Raw genomic sequence first — 18058 nt, 5'->3', positions numbered from 1 at the left:
ACGCCCCTGCCCGGGCTGGTGACAGCCCTGCGCACCGGCCGGTTCGGAAGGTTGTCGCTGGACTTCGGTCCGGTCGACGCGTTGGGGGCCGAGGGCCCGCCCCCGACGCGGCGGTGCTGCCCGCCGGGGACCCGGCGGCGGTGGCCGAGTCCCGCGAGTCGGTCCGGCTGGCGTTCGTCGCCGCGCTGCAACACCTGCCGCCCCGGCAGCGCGCGGTGCTGATCCTGCGCGACGTGCTGCGCTGGCGGGCCGACGAGACCGCCGAATTGACCGGCGCCACCGTCGCCGCGGTCAACAGCGCGCTCCAGCGGGCCCGCGCGACGATGGCCGCCCGCGAGGACGTGCCGGGCGCGCCGCTCGACCAGCGGCAGCGCGACCTGCTCGACCGCTACGTCGACAGCTTCGAGCGCTACGACGTCGACTCGCTCGTCGCGCTGCTGCGGGAGGACGCGGTGCAGTGCATGCCGCCGTTCGCGCTGTGGCTGCGCGGCCCCGGCGACATCGCCCGGTGGATGCTCGGTCCGGGCGCCGGGTGCCGCGGCTCACGGCTGGTCCCGGTCTCCGCCAACGGTGGCGCCGCCTTCGGTCACTACCGCCCCGATCCGGCGGGCGGGCACCGCCCGTTCGGCGTCATCCTGCCGGCCGCCTCGGCGGGCCGGATCACGCGGCTCACCCACTTCCTGACGCCGGAGCTGTTCCCGGTGTTCGGCCTGCCGCCGCGCCTCGATCCCCGGCCCGGCGACCCCCGTCCCGGGCCCGCGGAGCGATGAGTTCCGGTCGGCCCGACCGTCCACCCCCACGTACGCCACGACGAGGAGGAGAGGCATGTTCACGGACACGAGGGCGATGAGCAGCTTCGCGGTCGACGACGTCGACCGGGCGCAGCGGTTCTACGCCGACACGCTCGGCCTGCGGGTGTCGCGCGACGACGCGATGGGCGGCCTGCTGACGCTGCACGTCGCCGGCGACCGGGACATCCTGGTCTATCCGAAGGACGACCACACCCCGGCGACCTACACGGTGCTCAACTTCCCGGTCGACGACATCGACCGGGCCGTCGACGAGCTGGCCCGGCGCGGGGTGCGGTTCGAGCGCTACCCCGGCATGCCGCAGGACGAGAAGGGCGTCATGCGCGGCAACGGGCCGTCGATCGCCTGGTTCACCGACCCGGCGGGCAACATCCTGGCGGTGCTGGCGGACGGCTGACGCCCGCCGGGGGTCAGGCCGGGGTGACCGGGCGCAGCTCGGCGACCACCTCGTCGTCCTCCATCGCGCCGGTGGGGACGAAGCCGAGGCTGGCGTAGAGCCGGGCGGCCGAGGCGTTGTCGGGGTGGTAGGAGAGCCGCACGGGGTGCCCGCCGTCCTGGTCGGCCAGCCACGCGGCGAGGGTGCGCACGACCGCCCGGCCGACGCCCCGGTCCTGCTGGGCCGCGTCGATCACCATGCCGCCGATCCAGCGCGAGCCGTCGTCGTCCACGCCCCACATGACGTGCCCGGCGACCGTCTCGTCGGCGTACACGGCGAGGGAGTTCCACACGTCGGAGCGCTCGGTCAGCAGCAGGTAGCGGGCGGCCAGCGCCGCCACCCATTCGCGCTGGTCGTCGCGGGGGGCGACGTCGGCCACCGCCCGCCAGTTGTCGTCGTCGACCGGGCGCAGGGTCACCCGGCGGCCGGCGCGGTCGAGGAGTCCGGAGTCGATCACCCGGGCAGCCTAGGGGCCGCCCGGGCACCACGCCACCGCTATTGCCCCGGTCAGTCCAGCAGGGCGTCCAGGCCGACCGTCAGCCCGGGCCGGTTGCGGACCGCCCGGACGGCCAGCAGCACGCCGGGCATGAACGACGCCCGGTCGTACGAGTCGTGCCGGATGGTCAGCGTCTCGCCGACGGTGCCGAAGAGCACCTCCTGGTGCGCCACGAGGCCGGTGGCGCGCACGGCGTGCACGCGTACCCCCTCGATGTCGGCGCCCCGGGCGCCCGCGACCTCGTCCTTCGTGGCGTCCGGCGCCGGGCCGAGCCCGGCCTCGGCGCGGGCCGCCGCGATCAGCCGCGCGGTGTGCGTGGCGGTGCCGCTGGGCGCGTCCAGCTTGCGGGGGTGGTGCTGCTCGACGATCTCGACCGACTCGAAGTGCCGGGCCGCGCGGGCGGCGAACTGCATCATCAGCACCGCGCCGATGCCGAAGTTGGGGGCGATCACCACGCCCACGCCGGGCTTGCGGGCCAGCCAGCCGCGCACCTGCTCCAGCCGCTGCCCGGTGAAGCCGGTCGTGCCGACGACCGCGTTGATGCCCTGGTCGATGCACCACTGCAGGTTGTCCATGACGACGTCGGGGGTGGTGAAGTCGACCATCACCTCGGCCCCGGCGTCGGAGGCGTTGAACAGCCAGTCGCCCTGGTCGACCATGGCCACCAGCTCCATGTCGCCGGCGGCGTCCACGGCCTTGCACACCTCGACGCCCATCCGGCCCCGGGCGCCCAGCACACCGACCCGGATCGGCTCGTCCGCGCTCTTCTCCTGCTCGTCAGTCACGGGGCACAACCTATCCCAATCGGGACGCCCGCACCCCGCCGGTCAGCGGGCGGAGAAGTCGTCCCGCCCGAACGGGCCGACGACGGCCAGCGACATCGGCCGACCCAGCAGCTCGGCCGCGAGGGTGTTGACGTCGGCCACGGTGACGGCGTCGACGCGGCTGAGCAGCTCGTCGACGGGCATCAGGTCGCCATAGAGCAGCTCGCCCTTGGCCAGCCGGCTCATCCGCGAGCCCGTGTCCTCCAGACCCAGCACGAAGGAGCCCTTGCTCATCCCCTTGCCCCGGGCCACCTCGGCCTCGGTGAGACCGTCGGCGGCCACCCGGGCCAGCTCGGCCCGGGTGAGCTGCAGCACCTCGTCCACCTTGCCGGGCGCGCAGCCGGCGTAGACGGCGAAGAGGCCGCTGTCGGCGTACTGGCTGGCGTAGGAGTAGACCGAGTAGGCGAGGCCCCGCTGCTCCCGGATCTCCTGGAACAGCCGGCTGGACATGCCGCCGCCGAGGACGTTGTTGAGCACGCCGAGGGCGAAGCGACGATCGTCGAGCCGGTCGATGCCGGGGCAGCCGAGGATGACGTGCGCCTGCTCGGTCTCCTTCGGCTCCACCAGGGTGGTGGCGGGCTTCGTGCGTACGGCCGGGGCGCTCGTCCGGTGCGGCGCCGGCGACGCCGGGTCGGTGTCCAGCGGGGTGCCGCGCAGCGCCTGGCGGACCAGCTTGACCACGGCGGCGTGGTCCAGGTTGCCGGCGGCGGCGATGACGATCTGCGGGGCCGTGTAGCGACGGCGGTAGAAGCTCTGGATCTGCCGCCGGGTCATCGGGGTGACCGTCTCCTCGGTGCCGGAGATCAGCCGGCCCAGCGGGTGGTCGCCGTAGACCGCCCGGGCGAAGAGGTCGTGCACCTCGTCGCCGGGCTCGTCGTCGTGCATGGCGATCTCTTCGAGGATCACGCCGCGCTCGGTCTCCACGTCGGCCGGGTCCAGCACCGAGTCGGCGACGAGGTCGCACATCACGTCGATGGCCAGCGGCAGGTCCTCGTCCAGCACGCGGGCGTAGTAGCAGGTGTATTCCTTGGTGGTGAAGGCGTTGGTCTCGCCGCCCACCGCCTCGATCCCGGAGGAGATGTCCAGCGCGCTGCGCTTGTTGGTGCCCTTGAACAGCAGGTGCTCCAGGAAGTGCGCGGCACCGGCCTGCGGGCCGGTCTCGTCGCGGGAGCCGACGGCCACCCAGATGCCGAACGACACGCTGCGCATCGCCGGGATCGCCTCGGTCAGCACGCGCAGACCGCTGGGCAGCACGGTACGGCGTACCGTGCCGCCCAGCGGGTCGTCGCTGATCGTCCTCGTCACCGCCCGGGAGGCGCCGCCGGAGCGGCCCGTCCCGGCGGCGCGGTGGGACGCCCCCGCAGGACCCGGGAACGCCGCCACCCCCCGTCGATCCGGCGGAAACGGCGCGCTGACGGCCCGACTCACGTGTTGCTCCCAGATCGACGAGGGGTGGGTGATGCGATGGTGCGGTGCGTCAGCTGCGTCGGGTGCGGCGGCGCGGACGCTCGCCGCCCTCGCCACCCTCGCCGCCGCCCTCGCCGCGCTCGCCGCCGCCCGGGCCACGACCGCCCCGGTCGCCGCCGCGCTCACGGTCGCCCCGGTCGCGCGGGCCCCGGTCGTCGCGGTCCCGGCCGGCCGGACGCTCGCCGCCGGCGGCCTCGGCCGGCGCCTCGGCGCCCTCCGGGCGGACCTTGTCCAGGTAGATCTTGCCGCGGGCGTCGATGTCCGCGATCTCGACCTCGACCCGGTCGCCGACGTTGAGGAAGTCCTCGACCTTCTCGACCCGCTTGCCGTCGCCCACCTTGGAGATGTGCAGCAGGCCGTCGCGGCCCGGCAGCAGCGAGACGAACGCGCCGAACGCGGCGGTCTTGACCACCGTGCCGAGGAACTTGTCGCCGACCTTCGGCAGCGTCGGGTTGGCGATCGCGTTGATCCGCTCCACCGCGGCCTGGGCCGACGGGCCGTTGGTCGCGCCGACGTAGATCGTGCCGTCGTCCTCGATGGAGATCTCGGCGCCGGTCTCGTCCTGGATGGCGTTGATGGTCTGCCCCTTCGGGCCGATCACCATGCCGATCTTGTCGACCGGGATCTTGACGGTGGTGACCCGCGGGGCGTGGTCCGACATCTCGGCCGGACCCTCGATCGCCGCCTGCATCACGCCGAGGATGGTCTGCCGGGCCTCGTACGCCTGCTGCAGCGCGGCGGCCAGCACGTCCGACGGGATGCCGTTGAGCTTGGTGTCGAGCTGGAGCGCGGTGACGAACTCCGGCGTGCCGGCGACCTTGAAGTCCATGTCGCCGAACGCGTCCTCGGCGCCGAGGATGTCGGTCAGCGTCACGTACTGGGTCTTGCCGTCGACCTCGTCGGAGATGAGGCCCATGGCGATGCCGGCCACCGGCGCCTTCAGCGGCACACCGGCGCTGAGCAGGCCCAGCGTCGAGGCGCAGACCGAGCCCATCGAGGTGGAGCCGTTGGAGCCGAGCGCCTCGGAGACCTGCCGGATGGCGTACGGGAACTCCTCGCGCGACGGCAGCACCGGGATCAGCGCCCGCTCGGCCAGCGCGCCGTGGCCGATCTCGCGCCGCTTCGGCGAGCCGACCCGGCCGGTCTCACCGGTCGAGTACGGCGGGAAGTTGTAGTTGTGCATGTAGCGCTTGCGGTTCTCCGGGGACAGGGTGTCCACCATCTGCTCCATGCGCAGCATGTTGAGGGTGGTGACGCCCAGGATCTGGGTCTCGCCACGCTCGAACAGCGCCGAGCCGTGCACCCGGGGCAGCACGCCGACCTCGGCGGTCAGCGGGCGGATGTCGCGCGGGCCGCGGCCGTCGATGCGGACCTGCTCGCGCAGCACCCGGTTGCGCACCTCGGACTTGGTCAGCGACCGGAAGGCGGCGCCGAGCTCCTTCTCGCGGCCCTCGAAGCGACCGCCGAGCTCCTCGGCGACCTTGGCCTTGATCCGGTCCAGGGCCTCCTCGCGGTCGGCCTTGCCGGCGATCTGGAGGGCCTCGGCGACCTCGGCGCGGGCCAGGTCGGCCACCGCCTCGTAGACGTCGTCCTGGTAGTCGAGGAAGACCGGGAACTCGGTGACGGGCTTGGCGGCCACCTCGGCCAGCTCGGCCTGCGCGCGGCACAGCTCGCGGATCGCCGGCTTCGCGGCCTCCAGGCCGCTGGCCACGATCTCCTCGGTCGGCGCGGTCGCGCCGCCCGCGATCAGCGTCACGGCGTTCGGCGTCGCCTCGGCCTCGACCATCATGATCGCGACGTCGCCGTCCGGCAGCGAGCGGCCGGCCACGACCATGTCGAAGGTGGCCCGGGCCAGCTCCTCCAGGGTCGGGAACGCGACCCACTGGCCGTCGACGTGCGCGACCCGGGTCGCCCCGATCGGGCCGGAGAACGGCAGGCCGGAGAGCTTGGTGGACATCGACGCGGCGTTGATCGCCACCACGTCGTAGGGGTGCTGCGGGTCGAGCGCGAGGACGGTCTCGACGACCTGGACCTCGTTGCGCAGGCCCTTGACGAACGACGGGCGCAGCGGCCGGTCGATCAGCCGGCAGGTGAGGATCGCGTCCTCGCTGGGGCGGCCCTCGCGGCGGAAGAACGATCCGGGGATCCGGCCCGCGGCGTACATCCGCTCCTCGACGTCGACGGTCAGCGGGAAGAAGTCGAACTGCTCCTTCGGCTGCTTGCCGGCGGTGGTGGCGGAGAGGACGACCGTCTCGCCGAGCTGGGCGACGACGGAGCCGGCGGCCTGGCGGGCCAGCCGGCCGGTGGAGAAGGTGATCTCACGGGTGCCGAAGGACCCGTTGTCGATCACGGCGGTGCGGGATTCGGTGCCGAGGTTGGTCTCGGTCATGGTGCTGTCGTGCTCCTTCGCATCGGGGGCCCACGACGCGGGGAGCTGCTCAGACGGCCGGTCTTCGATCGAAGCGCCCGGGTGGCCGGCGAGATGCCGGGGTGCCCGGGGGCCACTACCGGAGACCGGTACGCTGACCGGCTCCCTGTCGGGTGGTCGCACGGCCCGTTTCTTCAGTGGTACCGGAACGGGGGAGCGACCGCAGGCCGCTCCCCCGTCACGTCACCGGCGCAGACCGAGCCGCTCGATGAGCGACCGGTAGCGGTTGATGTCCTTCTTCTGGACGTAGTTGAGCAGCCGACGGCGACGGCCGACCAGCAGCAGCAGCCCGCGGCGGCTGTGGTGGTCGTGCTTGTGCACCTTCAGGTGCTCGGTGAGCTCGGCGATCCGCTTGGTGAGGACCGCGACCTGCACCTCCGGCGAACCGGTGTCGCCCTCGGCGGTCGCGTACTCCGCGCGGATCTTGGCCTTGGCTTCCTGGTCGAGCGCCATGTTCTCCCTGTTTCGTGGGTTGTTCGATGGTGTCCGTCGGATTGGTCAGGAGACCGGAAACGGACCGGCACCTCGCACCCGCGGCGTCGTGCAGGCACGCGAGGCCCCACGTCGGTCAGCCGACGTCCCCGCCAGACTACCAGCACGGCCCGGGGGCGGCCGGTCAAGGGCGCGACGCGTCAGCCGAGGGCCCGCCGGGTGCGCTCCACGTCCTGCTCGATCCGGGCGATCAGCGGCTCGATCTCGTCGTAGCGGACCTGCCCGCGCAGGTGCGCCACGAAGTCCAGCGCCAGCCGCTCGCCGTAGAGGTCGCCGGAGAAGTCCAGCACGTACGCCTCCACCCGCCGCTCGCGGCCGGAGAAGGTCGGGTTGGTGCCGACCGACACCGCCGCCGCCAGCGGTTCGGGGTGGCCCCGGCGCACGAGCCGGGCCGCGTAGACGCCGTCGGCGGGCACCGCCGCGTACCGGTGGCAGAGCAGGTTGGCGGTGGGGAAGCCCAGCTCGCGGCCGCGCTGGTCGCCGCGGACCACCACGCCCTCCAGCCGGTGCGGGCGGCCGAGCGCCGCGGCGGCGGCCCCCACGTCCCCCGCGTCGACGCAGGAGCGGATGTACGTCGAGGAGAAGACGGTGCCCGCCTCGGCGACCAGCGGGGCCCCCTCGACGCCGAAGCCGAAGGTGCGGCCCAGCCGCTCCAGCAGCGCCACGTCGCCGGCGGCCCTGTGCCCGAAGCGGAAGTTGTCCCCCACCACCACCAGGGCGGCGTGCAGGTGCTCGACCAGCACGTCGTGCACGAACGCCTCGGCGGGCAACCGGGAGAACTCCGGCGTGAAGGGCACCACGCAGAGCACGTCCACCCCGAGCGCCTCGATCAGCTCGGCCTTGCGGGCGGGCTCGGTGAGCACCGCCGGGTGCGAGCCGGGGCGGACCACCTCGGCCGGGTGCGGGTCGAAGGTCACCACCACCGACTGCACGCCCAACTCCCGGGCCCGCGCCACGGCGTGCCCGATGGTCGCCTGGTGCCCCTTGTGCACGCCGTCGAAGACGCCGATGGTGACGACCGACCGTCCCCAGCCACCGGGCGCCGCGTCGTACCCCCGCCACCGCTGCATTGCGCTCCTCCCCTGCCTGTCCGGCGGGCCGCGCCGGCCGCCGGTCCCACGATCCGCCCCGCCGTCAGGCGGGGGCGAGCACGATCTCCGCGCGGGCCCGGCCGTCCCGCTCGCTGACGATAGCGATCAGCCCGCCGTCGGGGCCGAAGACCGCGTAGGGACCGGGGATCCCCGCCGGGTCGAGCGGCCCGCCGTGGGAGAGCACCTTCGCCTCGTCGGCGCCGACGTCGCGCCGGGCGAAGAACCGGCCGGCCGCCTCCGCCAGCGGCAGGCCCACGACCTCGGGCGCGCGTCGCTCCAGGTCGTCGAGGGTGGCGGCCTCCGCGAGGGTGAAGCCGCCGACGGCGGTACGCCGCAGCGCGGTCAGGTGCCCGCCCACCCCGAGCGCCAGGCCCGCGTCCCGGGCGACGGCCCGGATGTACGTCCCGGAGGAGCAGGTCACGTCGATGTCCACGTCCACCACGTCGGGCCGGTCCCGGCGCACGGCCAGCAGGTCCAGCCGGGAGACGGTGACCCGGCGGGCGGGCAGCTCGACGCTCTCCCCCTCGCGGACCCGCTTGTACGCCCGCTGGCCGTTGATCTTGATGGCGCTGACCGCGCTCGGCACCTGGTCGATCTCGCCCGTCAGCGCGGCCAGGGCGGCGCCGATCGCCTCGTCGGTGACCTGCCCGGCCGGGGTGGTGGCGATCACGTCGCCCTCGGCGTCGTCGGTGACGGTGGCCTGACCGAGCCGGACGGTGGCCGTGTAGCTCTTGTGCGCGCCGATCACGTACGTGAGCAGGCGGGTGGCCCGGCCGACCCCGATCACCAGCACGCCGGTCGCCATCGGGTCGAGGGTGCCGCCGTGCCCCACCCGGCGGGTCCGCGCCAACCGGCGGATCCGCGCCACCACGTCGTGCGACGTCATGCCGCCGGGCTTGTCGACCACGATCAGACCGTCTGCGCTCACGACACCCAAGCCTGCCAGACCGCCTCGGAGCCCCCACCGCCGCCGTACGCGGGTCGGGTGGACGGCCGGTTCCGCCTCCACCGGTCGGACGGCGTCACCGCCACGGGGCCGTACGGGACCACGGCGGGTGCGGGTGGGGTGCGAAGATCGTCCGTCTCCTCCTCAGGCCGTGGGAGTCGTGTTCCTGCTCACCTCGACGGGAACGATCGCCCCGGCCGGCGGCGCCCTCCACCTCCTCTGCCTGTCGCTGCGCGACGACCTCTGACGGGAACCACATGCGGACCGACCCACCCACCGACACCCCCGGGACCGCCGGCCAGGATCCGGTCGACGTCCCGACGTCACCCGCCGGCGCGGCCGAGAGCCGACCCGGCCCGGCCTTCGCCGAGGTCACGCCCGTGCGGCTGCCGGACTGGATGCGACCGCCGGAGTCGGAGCACCAACCGACCGGGCTGGACCGGCCACGGTTCTTCTGGGCCCGTCACAACGGTCCGCTGACGATCGGCCTCGGATTGGCGCTGGCCCTGCTGATGGTGGCCGGCGGCGCGTGGTGGGTCGACCGGGTCGCGGACGGGTACCGCGAGGCGACGCCCGCGCGGCCGGCGGGCGCGACGCCCGAGCAGGCGACGGACGCGACTCCCGGGCCGACCAGTGCCGTGGGCACGCCGCGGGACCACTTCGCCGGCACCCCCGCGGCGGCCTTCCCCGTCGGGGAGAAGGCGATCGTGCTCCCGCCGGCCAGGGCCACCGGGCCGTTCAGCACGTCCCAGGTGCGCGCCGCCCTCGACTCGGTCCGCCGGGCCCTGATCGAGAGCCGACTGGACCTGCACATGCAGGTCGGGGACACGGAACCGTTCCTCGCCCTGCTTGCTCCGGACGCCCGCGAGCGGCTGCGGCCGTCGCTCGACAACGGCCGCATGCTCACCTTCGCCACCCGCACCGGGTCGCAGGTGCGGGTCGCCGACGACCCCCGGGCCCGTGGACGGATCGCCTACCGTGCCACCAGCGCGGACGGGATCCGGGTGCTGGAGGTGACCACGGAGTTCGTCTGGGCGTACCCGTTCGACGTGGTGCGCCGGGCGCCGGCGGGCGCCGGGGTGGTGGCGGTTCGCGACCGGGTGGTGTGGCAGGTGCCCTATCCCGCCGACGTGGTCGCGTCGTCGCGCGGCCTGTGGCTGGACTCGGCCAAGATGATCACCTGGAACGCCGACTGCTCGCGGCACGGCGACGGTTGGCTCGACGTGATCCCTTGGATTCCGGAGGTGCACGGCCAGCGCCCGCCCGGCGGCGACCCGGGCGACGTCTTCGACCTGGACGCGCCGCAGCCGACCACCCGGCGCTGCTGAGGACCTCAGCGCACCGCGCCGACCGGCGGCGCTGCCAAGAACGTCAGCGCACCCGGCGGCGCTGAGGCTCAGCGTCAGCGCACCCGGCCGCGCTGACGCTCAGCGTCAGCGCACCCCGGCGGCGCTGACGCTCAGCGTCAGCGCACCCCGGCGGCGCTGGGGCTCAGCGGACCGCGCCGACCACGGCCCAGCCGCCCGAGCGCAGCCGCAGCAGCAGCGCGACCAGCCGGATCACCACGAACAGCGTGAGGCCCGCCCAGATGCCGCCGAGGCCGAGGTCGAACCCGTAGGCCAGCCAGATGGCGGGCAGGAAGCCGCCGAGGGCCGCCACGATGGTCAGGTTGCGCAGGTAACGGACGTCGCCGGCGCCGATCAGCACGCCGTCGAGGGCGAACACGACGCCGGCGAGCGGCTGCATCGCCACGAACCACGGCCAGGCCACCATCGCCTGGTCGCGTACCTGCGGATCCGAGCTGAACAGGCCGGGGACCACGCCGGCGCCGGCGGCGATGACCACGGCGAACGCCACGCCGCAGGCGCCGCCGAGCAGCCCGATCCGGCGGGCCAGTGCGCGCGCGCCGGCGTCGTCGCCGGCACCGAGCGCGGCGCCGATCAGCGACTGGGCGGCGATGGCGAGCGCGTCGAGCACCAGGGCGGTGAAGAACCACAGTTGCAGGGCGATCTGGTGGGCGCCCACGGCGGCGGCGCCGAAGCGCGCGGCCACGGCGGTGGCCGACAGGAAGCTGGCCTGGAACGCGACGCCCCGGATCAGCAGGTCCCGGCTGAGCACCAGTTGCTGCCCGATCAGCCGCGGTCGGGGCCGCAGCGGGACCCGCTCGGCGACCAGCGCACCGGCGAAGAGCAGGCCGGAGACGGTCTGGGCGGCCACGTTGGCCACCGCGGAGCCGACCAGGCCCAGCCCCACCGGATAGACCAGCAGGGGGCAGAGCACGGCGGAGAGCAGGTTCGGGCCGAGCACGAAGGCCAGCGGCCGGCGGGTGTCCTGCACGCCGCGCAGCCAGCCGTTGCCGGCGGCGGCGAGCAGCAGGCCCGGCGCGCCGAGCGCCGCGACCCGCAGCCACTGCGCGGCGGCGTCGGCCACCTCGCCCGGCCCTCCGGCGAGGGTACGCGCCAACGCCCCACCGCCGAGCTGCATGCCGACCGCGACCAGCACGCCCACCCCGAGGGCCAGCCACGAGGACTGCACGCCCTCGGCCACGGCGGCAGCCCGATCGCCCGCCCCGAACCGTCGGGCCGACCGCCCCGTGGTGCCGTACGCGACCACCGTGCCGAGCCAGGCGATGAGGGTCAGCACCGTGCCGCCGACGGCGAGCGCGGCGAGTGGCACCCGGCCGAGGTGACCCACGACCGCCGTGTCCACGAGCACGTAGAGCGGTTCGGCGGCCAGCACCACGAGTGCCGGCAGGGCGAGCGCGGCGATCCGGCGGGGCGCGGCCGCGGTCCGGGCATCGGTGACGGTGGGCTGACTCATCGTCGCCGATCATGGCACGCCCGCCGTAAGGATCGCAAGATACGTGACCGCTTACCGCAGTCCGTCGGGAGGACAGGTGTGATCCTCGACGACGGCCACATCCCGTCGACGCTGTGCAACTGATGTCGCGGACGATTCGCCTTCCTCGCCCAACGGGCGCGCGCCGGCGACGGCATCGACAGCAGCCCGGACACCAACAGCCCGACCCAAGGCAGGCAGCGGATGGCGGACGGGGGTGGACGTGACGGACGGCGGCGAAGGGGGCGGGCGGCGGGCGGCGGGCCGGCCGGAGGCGAGGTGGGCTGGCGGGAGGGCTGGCGGGGGTGGCGGGGGTGGCGGGGGTGGCGGTAGATCTTGGCAGGAAAGTGCCCCTGGAGGGGCCATTAGCTACCAAGATCGGCCAGGAAGGCGGTGGACTCGGCGGTCGGGCCGGTCGAGACGACCCGCCGTCGATGTCCACGGCCGTCAACGGGCGGTGCGGTACCAGCACGGGAGTCGCGAGATCGCCCATCGTGCCGATCAAGGCGGAACCGCGGTCGCCACACCCCGGCGGTGTCAGCGCCGACCAGCGCTGAACGCCAGTCCAGCGCGCCACGCCAATCAGCGCGCCACGCCGGCCCAGCGCAAAACGCCAATCAGCGCGGAGCGCCAGCCGGCGCTGAACGCCAGTCCAGCGCGCCACGCCGGCCCAGCGCGAAACGCCGGCCCAGCGCGAAACGCCAGCCCAGCGCGGAAGGCCAATCAGCGCGGAAGGCCAGCCGGCGCTGAACGCCAGTCCAGCGCGCAACCCCGGTCCCAGCGCACAACGCCAGTCCAGCCTGGCAACGCCAATCAGCGCAGCGCCGGTCGGTCTGGGTTACTGGCGGGTGTCCATCGAGGTCTGCAGCGCGCGGCGCATCTGCTCGCGGGCCTCGTCGGTGGTCTCGGGCTTGGGCTTGTTCGGCATGGTGGTCCCCTTCCAGGGCGCGGGCCACCGACACGACGGCGGCCCTCACGGGCGGCGTGCTGAGCGCCCGACAGCGGTCCGGGGTTACCGGAGCGGCTGGTGGGCAGCGTGAGCCCGGGTCGATCGACCCTGGAGGGAGGTGTTGCCGGGTGTGGCAGCACCGCCCACGACCGGCGCCGCCACACGACGCCGGCCGATTCCCAAGCTATCGTTCAGGTCCACATGCTGCCCACGGTTCCCGCGATCTGGACTCACGTTGGTCCGTCGGGCGGGCGCCGCCCACGATCGGGGGATGCGGGTCGGCGGTCAGCGGGCCAGGAAGTGCCAGCCGAGCCACCACCAGAAGCCGAACAGCCCGATCCGGCCGACCGGCACCGGGCCCACCTCGTAGCGCATGACGTATGCGCAGACCTCGCCGAGGGTCGGGATCCGGGAGCCCTCCCGCCGGGCGGCCCACTCCACGGCCGCGAAGAGCGCCAGGGCCGCCAGGAAGCCGCCGATCGCCAGTGCACGCATCATCGCCGCACCAGCCCCCAGAACGCCGACAGCCAGGCCAGCCAGGCCGCCGAGCGGACCAGCCGGTCCTCCAGCAGCGGATCGGCCAGCCGGGAGAAGGTGGGGAACTCGTCCCCCGCCGCCATGACGAACGTGGTGCCCTCGAAGACCCCGAAGACCACCACCGGCAGCGCCCACCAGGCCGCCGGGGCGCCGAGCCGCCGGGGCGCGGGCCGCCGGGGCACCCGGTTGCTCAGGCCCAGCCAGATCAGTACGCCGCCGGTGCCGAGGGTCCAGAGGTTGGCCTCCGTCGAGAACGACGGGAACCGGCCCCCGACCAGCGAGAGGCAGACGAGCACCGGCACGGTGACGGCGGGACGGTCCCAGGCGCGGGGCGCCTCGACGGTGAGCTCGTGGGGCTGCTCCATCCCGCGATTCTCCCCGTACTCGCCGGCCCCGGAAAGACGGACACTCCCCGGAGCTGACCCTGATCTTCGGTGCCGCGGGGCCCGTCAGGGCCGGCCGGGCCCCGTCAGCGCGCCGTCGAGCTCCGCGCGGATCCGGTCGACGACCTCGTCGACGGTGCCCCGACCGGTGAACCCGGCGGCGAAGCGGTGCCCGCCGCCGCCCAGCGCGACCGCCACCCGGCTCACGTCCACCGCGCCCTTGCTGCGCATGGACACCGCCCAGTCGCCGGCCGCGGTCTGCTTGACCACGCAGCTCACGTCGGCCTCGGCGGTGCACCGGACCGAGTCGATCAGCGCCTCGAGCACGTACGGCCGCTGGTCGTGCCGGGCCAGGTCGTCCTGGGTGGCGTACGTCCAGACCATGCCGTGCCCGGCGGCTGCGGCGGGCTCCAGGCGCGCCCGGCCGAGCACCTCGCCGAAGAGGCGCACGGCACCGAAGGGCCGGGTGTCGAAGATCCGACGGGAGATGTCGCCGGGGCGGATGCCGGTGGCGAGCAGGCGCGCCGCGAACTGATGCACCGCCGGGGTGGTCGCCTCGAACCGGAACGAGCCGGTGTCGGTGCTCAGGGCGACGTAGAGGCACTCCGCGATGGCCGCGTCCAGGTCGACGCCGAGCCGGGCGAGCAGCCCCTCGGCGACCACCGAGGTCGCCGCCGCGTGCCGGTCCACCAGGTTGACGCGGCCGAAGCGGGTGTTCGACGCGTGGTGGTCGAGCACCAGCGCGTCGCCGGCGGTGGTCAGCCGGTCGACCAGCTCGCCGAGCCGGGACTCGCTGGCCGCGTCGAAGCAGACGACCAGCTCCGGATCGGCGTACGCCTCGGTCGCCGGCACGAGCAGGTCGAGCCCGGGCAGCTCGCGGAACGGCTCCGGCACCTCCGGCGGGCCGGGAAAGGTCGCCTGCATCCGCCGTACGCCCAGCCGGCGCAGCCCGAGGCCGAAGCCGAGCATGCTGCCCAGCGCGTCGCCGTCGGGGTTGACGTGGCAGATCAGCAGCACCCGCCCGTCCGGGGGCAGGGCCCGCACCGCCGCCACGGCCGCCGCCCACTCGGCCTCGGTCGGGCCGGGGTCGGCCGGTGACGTCGCCTCGGTGAGGGCGCCACCGGCCGGGCCGCCGGCGGATCCGGTCACTGCCGGTCCCCGCCCGGGGGTGGGGTCTCGTCCTCGGCGTCGGCGGCCTCGTCCTCGTCCTCCTCCAGCCGGTACGGCTGGGCCTCGCCCGCGTACTCGGCCTTGGCGGCGAGCCGCTGCACCTCGGCGTCGGCGTTGCGGGCCTGGGCGAGCAGGTCGTCGATGTGCTTGACCTGGTCCTGCACGTCGTCGAGGACGAAGGTCAGGGTCGGCGAGTGCCGCAGCCCGAGTGCCTTGCCGACCGTGCTGCGCAGCATGCCCTTGGCGCTCTCCAGCGCGGCGGCGGTGCCGGCCTGGGCCGCCGCGTCGCCGAGCACCGTGTAGAACACGGTCGCGTCGCGCAGGTCGGCGGTGATCCGGGCGTCGGTGATGGTGATCATGCCGAGCCGGGGGTCCTTGATCTGGCTGCGCACCACCGACGCGACCAGTTCACGCACCCGCTCCGCGTGCCGGCGTACCTTGGCCGGATCCGACATATCGCCACCTCCACGGCGTCCCGCTCCCGGCCGGCACGGTGACGCGGAGCGCCCCCGGAGCCGACCGGCCAACATCTCGAACACTACCCGCGCGCCGAGCGCCGCCGCGCGGCCCCGTCACCCGCCCCGGCGCCCACGCGTCGGCGCCCGGCGGGTCAGTCCTCCTCGCCGTACAGCCGCCGGCGCACGGAGAGCAACTCGGCCTCCGGCCGGCCGGCCACCAGGCGCTCGCAGGAGTCCAGCACCTCGCGGACGTGCGACGCCTCGGCGGCCACCACGGCCACGGCTATCTCGGCCCGACCGTGCAGGTCCAGCGCCCCGACCTCGGCGGCCGAGACCTCGAAACGGCGCAGGGCCGCCACGATCGGGCGTACGTATGATCTCTTGGCCTTGAGCGACCGGGAGTCGCCCGGCAGCAGCAGGTCGAAGACCGCGGTTCCGGTGAACATCGCCCCGGACGATACCCGGCCGGACCCCCACATGATCAAGGGGTTTACGCCTTTCGGCGTAAACCCCTCGATCAGTGGTTCACCGGATCAGGCGCGAGCCTTCTCCCGCATCTCGAAGGTCTCGATGATGTCGCCGACCTGGACGTTGTTGTAACCACCCAGGGTCAGACCACACTCGAAGCCCTCGCGGACCTCCGTGGCGTCGTCCTTGAACCGCTTGAGCGAGCTGATGGTGAGGTTGTCCGCCACCACCGAGCCGTCGCGCAGCAGGCGCGCCTTGGCGTTGCGCCGGATGACACCCGACCGGACGATGCAGCCGGAGATGTTGCCGACCTTGGACGAGCGGAAGACGTCGCGGATCTCCGCGCTGCCCAGCTCGACCTCCTCGTACTCCGGCTTGAGCAGCCCCTTGAGCGCGGCGTCGATCTCCTCGATGGCCTGGTAGATGACGGTGTAGTACCGGATCTCCACGCCCTCGCGGTCGGCCATCTCGCGGACCTTGTTGGCGGCCCGCACGTTGAAGCCGATGATCGTGACCGCCTCGGACGAGGCGCTCGCGAGCATGACGTCGCTCTCGGTGATCGCGCCCACGCCCCGGTGGATGATCCTGAGCTGGACCTCCTCCGGGATGTCGAGGTTGAACAGCGCGTCCTCGAGCGCCTCCACGGAACCGGAGACGTCGCCCTTGAGCACCAGGTTGAGCGAGGTCTTCTCGCCCTCCTTGAGCTGCTCCATGAGCGTCTCGAGGGTGGCCCGGCCACGGGAGTTGGCGAACGCCGCCGCCCGCCGCCGTGCCTGCCGCTGCTCGGCGATCTGGCGCACCGTGCGGTCGTCCTCGGCCGCCAGGAAGGTGTCACCCGCACCCGGCACCGCGGTCAGACCGAGCACCAGGACCGGACGGGCCGGACCCGCCTCGGCGACCTGGTTGCCGTTCTCGTCGAGCATCGCCCGGACCCGGCCGTGCGCCCCGCCGGCGACGATCGAGTCGCCCGCCCGCAGGGTGCCCTTCTGCACCAGCACCGTCGCCACCGCACCGCGGCCCTTGTCCAGGTGCGCCTCGATGGCCACACCCTGCGCCGGCCCGTCGATCGGAGCGGTCAGCTCCAGCGACGCGTCGGCGGTCAGCAGGACCGCCTCGAGCAGGTCGTCGATGCCGATGCCCGGCTTCGCCGCCACGTTGACGAACATCGTGTCGCCGCCGTACTCCTCGGCGACCAGCCCGTACTCGGTCAGCTGCTGGCGGACCTTGTCGGGGTTGGCCTCCGGCTTGTCGACCTTGTTGACCGCGACCACGATCGGCACGTCGGCCGCCTTGGCGTGGTTCAACGCCTCGATCGTCTGGGGCATCACGCCGTCGTCGGCCGCCACCACCAGCACCACGATGTCCGTCACCTGGGCACCACGGGCACGCATGGCGGTGAACGCCTCGTGGCCCGGGGTGTCGATGAAGGTCACCGCCCGGTCCTCGCCCTCGTGCGGGACGTGGACCTGGTAGGCGCCGATGTGCTGGGTGATGCCACCCGCCTCGCCGGCCACGACGTTCGCCTTGCGGATCGCGTCGAGCAGCTTGGTCTTACCGTGGTCGACGTGACCCATCACGGTCACCACCGGCGCACGGCTGACCAGGCGGTCCTCCGCGACCTCGGCGTCGAGGTCGATGTTGAACTGCGCGAGCAGCTCGCGGTCCTCGTCCTCCGGGCTGACGATCTGCACGTTGAAGCCGAGGTGCTCACCCAGCAGCAGCAGGGTGTCGTCGGAGCAGGACTGGGTCGCGGTGACCATCTCGCCCAGGTTGAACATCTCCTGGACGAGCGAACCCGGGTTGGCGTTGATCTTGTCGGCGAAGTCCGACAGCGAGGCGCCACGGGAGAGCCTGATGACCTGACCCTGACCCCGGGGAGCACCCGAGCTCATGGTCGGGGCCGACAGGTTGTCGAACTCCTGTCTGCGCTGCTTCTTGGACTTGCGACCACGGGTCGGCCGGCCACCCGGACGCCCGAAGGCGCCCGCGGCGCCACCGCCACGGCCACGACCGCCGCCACCGGGGCGACCACCGCCGCCGGCCGGGGCACCCGGACGGAAACCGCCACCGGGGGCACCGCCGCCGCCACCGGGACCGCCACGGTAGCCGCCGCCACCGCCGCCGCCACCGGGACCGCCGCGGAAGCCACCGCCACCGCCGCCGCCACCGGGACCGCCGCCGCCGACGGCACCACCGTCCTGAGCCGCTGACCCGGCCGGCCGACGGTACGCGGCCACTGGGCCATCCGCCGAAGCTCCGGGCGGAT

Annotated in this window: 17 protein-coding genes; 3 read left to right on the top strand and 14 right to left on the bottom strand. The window is 73.8% G+C overall.

The genetic code is table 11. From position 1 onward, the window contains the following. Together ACWENR_RS23235 and ACWENR_RS23230 are read left to right on the top strand one after the other, a co-directional pair. Positions 1 to 770: RNA polymerase subunit sigma-70 (locus tag ACWENR_RS23235; protein WP_452279081.1), on the top strand; the 770-nt coding region annotated here is incomplete at its 5' end. Between the two features lie 55 nt (positions 771 to 825). Further along, positions 826 to 1206: a VOC family protein gene (locus ACWENR_RS23230; protein ID WP_452279080.1), complete on the top strand. Its 381-nt coding sequence runs from the start codon at positions 826 to 828 to the stop codon at positions 1204 to 1206. A gap of 13 nt (positions 1207 to 1219) precedes the next feature. Here the strand turns inward: ACWENR_RS23230 and ACWENR_RS23225 are convergent, their stop codons facing one another. The 7 genes from ACWENR_RS23225 to truB all read right to left on the bottom strand — a co-directional run bounded on the left by ACWENR_RS23225 (position 1220) and on the right by truB (position 8971). Next, entirely contained in the window at positions 1220 to 1702 is a 483-nt protein-coding gene (locus ACWENR_RS23225; protein ID WP_452279079.1) for a GNAT family N-acetyltransferase, read from the bottom strand. A gap of 50 nt (positions 1703 to 1752) precedes the next feature. After that, entirely contained in the window at positions 1753 to 2526 is a 774-nt protein-coding gene (dapB, locus tag ACWENR_RS23220) for a 4-hydroxy-tetrahydrodipicolinate reductase (protein ID WP_452279078.1), read from the bottom strand. A gap of 42 nt (positions 2527 to 2568) precedes the next feature. Beyond that, positions 2569 to 3993: a M16 family metallopeptidase gene (locus ACWENR_RS23215; RefSeq protein WP_452279077.1), complete on the bottom strand. Its 1425-nt coding sequence runs from the start codon at positions 3991 to 3993 to the stop codon at positions 2569 to 2571. Positions 3994 to 4042: 49 nt separating this feature from the next. After that, positions 4043 to 6421: a polyribonucleotide nucleotidyltransferase gene (locus tag ACWENR_RS23210; RefSeq protein WP_452279076.1), complete on the bottom strand. Its 2379-nt coding sequence runs from the start codon at positions 6419 to 6421 to the stop codon at positions 4043 to 4045. Between the two features lie 222 nt (positions 6422 to 6643). Then, on the bottom strand, positions 6644 to 6913 hold the full coding sequence (gene rpsO / locus ACWENR_RS23205) for a 30S ribosomal protein S15 (protein ID WP_043962418.1): 270 nt from the start codon (positions 6911 to 6913) through the stop codon (positions 6644 to 6646). Positions 6914 to 7092: 179 nt separating this feature from the next. Beyond that, positions 7093 to 8022, bottom strand: a complete 930-nt coding sequence (locus ACWENR_RS23200; protein WP_452279075.1) for a bifunctional riboflavin kinase/FAD synthetase — start codon at positions 8020 to 8022, stop codon at positions 7093 to 7095. Positions 8023 to 8086: 64 nt separating this feature from the next. Further along, positions 8087 to 8971 (bottom strand): tRNA pseudouridine(55) synthase TruB, encoded by an 885-nt coding sequence (gene truB, locus ACWENR_RS23195; protein ID WP_452279074.1) that lies wholly within the window; start codon positions 8969 to 8971, stop codon positions 8087 to 8089. 275 nt (positions 8972 to 9246) lie between these two features. Here truB and ACWENR_RS23190 point away from each other — a divergent pair, with 275 nt between their 5' ends. Then, entirely contained in the window at positions 9247 to 10317 is a 1071-nt protein-coding gene (locus tag ACWENR_RS23190; RefSeq protein ID WP_452279073.1) for a hypothetical protein, read from the top strand. 163 nt (positions 10318 to 10480) lie between these two features. Here the strand turns inward: ACWENR_RS23190 and ACWENR_RS23185 are convergent, their stop codons facing one another. The 7 genes from ACWENR_RS23185 to infB form a co-directional block, all read right to left on the bottom strand. Beyond that, on the bottom strand, positions 10481 to 11809 hold the full coding sequence (locus ACWENR_RS23185; protein ID WP_452279072.1) for an MATE family efflux transporter: 1329 nt from the start codon (positions 11807 to 11809) through the stop codon (positions 10481 to 10483). Between the two features lie 1252 nt (positions 11810 to 13061). Then, positions 13062 to 13271 carry a DUF6186 family protein gene (locus ACWENR_RS23180; protein WP_452279083.1) on the bottom strand — a complete coding sequence of 70 codons (210 nt, stop codon included), beginning with the start codon at positions 13269 to 13271 and terminating at the stop codon, positions 13062 to 13064. Next, entirely contained in the window at positions 13271 to 13678 is a 408-nt protein-coding gene (locus ACWENR_RS23175) for a hypothetical protein (RefSeq protein ID WP_452279071.1), read from the bottom strand. The genes ACWENR_RS23180 and ACWENR_RS23175 overlap by 1 nt, the downstream gene beginning before the upstream one ends. Positions 13679 to 13762: 84 nt before the next feature. Then, on the bottom strand, positions 13763 to 14749 hold the full coding sequence (locus ACWENR_RS23170; RefSeq protein ID WP_452279082.1) for a DHH family phosphoesterase: 987 nt from the start codon (positions 14747 to 14749) through the stop codon (positions 13763 to 13765). A 92-nt stretch (positions 14750 to 14841) separates the two neighbouring features. Next, complete coding sequence (gene rbfA, locus ACWENR_RS23165) at positions 14842 to 15321, bottom strand: 30S ribosome-binding factor RbfA (RefSeq protein WP_452279070.1); 480 nt, start codon at positions 15319 to 15321, stop codon at positions 14842 to 14844. A 155-nt stretch (positions 15322 to 15476) separates the two neighbouring features. Further along, entirely contained in the window at positions 15477 to 15770 is a 294-nt protein-coding gene (locus tag ACWENR_RS23160) for a DUF503 domain-containing protein (RefSeq protein WP_091096658.1), read from the bottom strand. An 87-nt stretch (positions 15771 to 15857) separates the two neighbouring features. Then, positions 15858 to 18058: translation initiation factor IF-2 (infB, locus tag ACWENR_RS23155; RefSeq protein WP_452279069.1), on the bottom strand; the 2201-nt coding region annotated here is incomplete at its 5' end.

The organism is Micromonospora sp. NPDC004336 (assembly GCF_053602615.1).
Note: the sequence above shows the minus strand (reverse complement) of the source record. Positions and strands in the feature narration are given on the sequence as shown.

Bases quoted from the DNA above. Each gene is read 5' to 3' on its own strand.
- ACWENR_RS23230 (WP_452279080.1), top strand. From the start codon at position 826: ATGTTCACGGACACGAGGGCGATGAGCAGCTTCGCGGTCGACGACGTC.
- ACWENR_RS23210 (WP_452279076.1), bottom strand. From the start codon at position 6,421: ATGACCGAGACCAACCTCGGCACCGAATCCCGCACCGCCGTGATCGAC.
- rpsO (WP_043962418.1), bottom strand. From the start codon at position 6,913: ATGGCGCTCGACCAGGAAGCCAAGGCCAAGATCCGCGCGGAGTACGCG.
- ACWENR_RS23200 (WP_452279075.1), bottom strand. From the start codon at position 8,022: ATGCAGCGGTGGCGGGGGTACGACGCGGCGCCCGGTGGCTGGGGACGG.
- ACWENR_RS23190 (WP_452279073.1), top strand. From the start codon at position 9,247: ATGCGGACCGACCCACCCACCGACACCCCCGGGACCGCCGGCCAGGAT.
- ACWENR_RS23185 (WP_452279072.1), bottom strand. From the start codon at position 11,809: ATGAGTCAGCCCACCGTCACCGATGCCCGGACCGCGGCCGCGCCCCGC.
- ACWENR_RS23180 (WP_452279083.1), bottom strand. From the start codon at position 13,271: ATGCGTGCACTGGCGATCGGCGGCTTCCTGGCGGCCCTGGCGCTCTTC.
- ACWENR_RS23175 (WP_452279071.1), bottom strand. From the start codon at position 13,678: ATGGAGCAGCCCCACGAGCTCACCGTCGAGGCGCCCCGCGCCTGGGAC.
- rbfA (WP_452279070.1), bottom strand. From the start codon at position 15,321: ATGTCGGATCCGGCCAAGGTACGCCGGCACGCGGAGCGGGTGCGTGAA.
- ACWENR_RS23160 (WP_091096658.1), bottom strand. From the start codon at position 15,770: ATGTTCACCGGAACCGCGGTCTTCGACCTGCTGCTGCCGGGCGACTCC.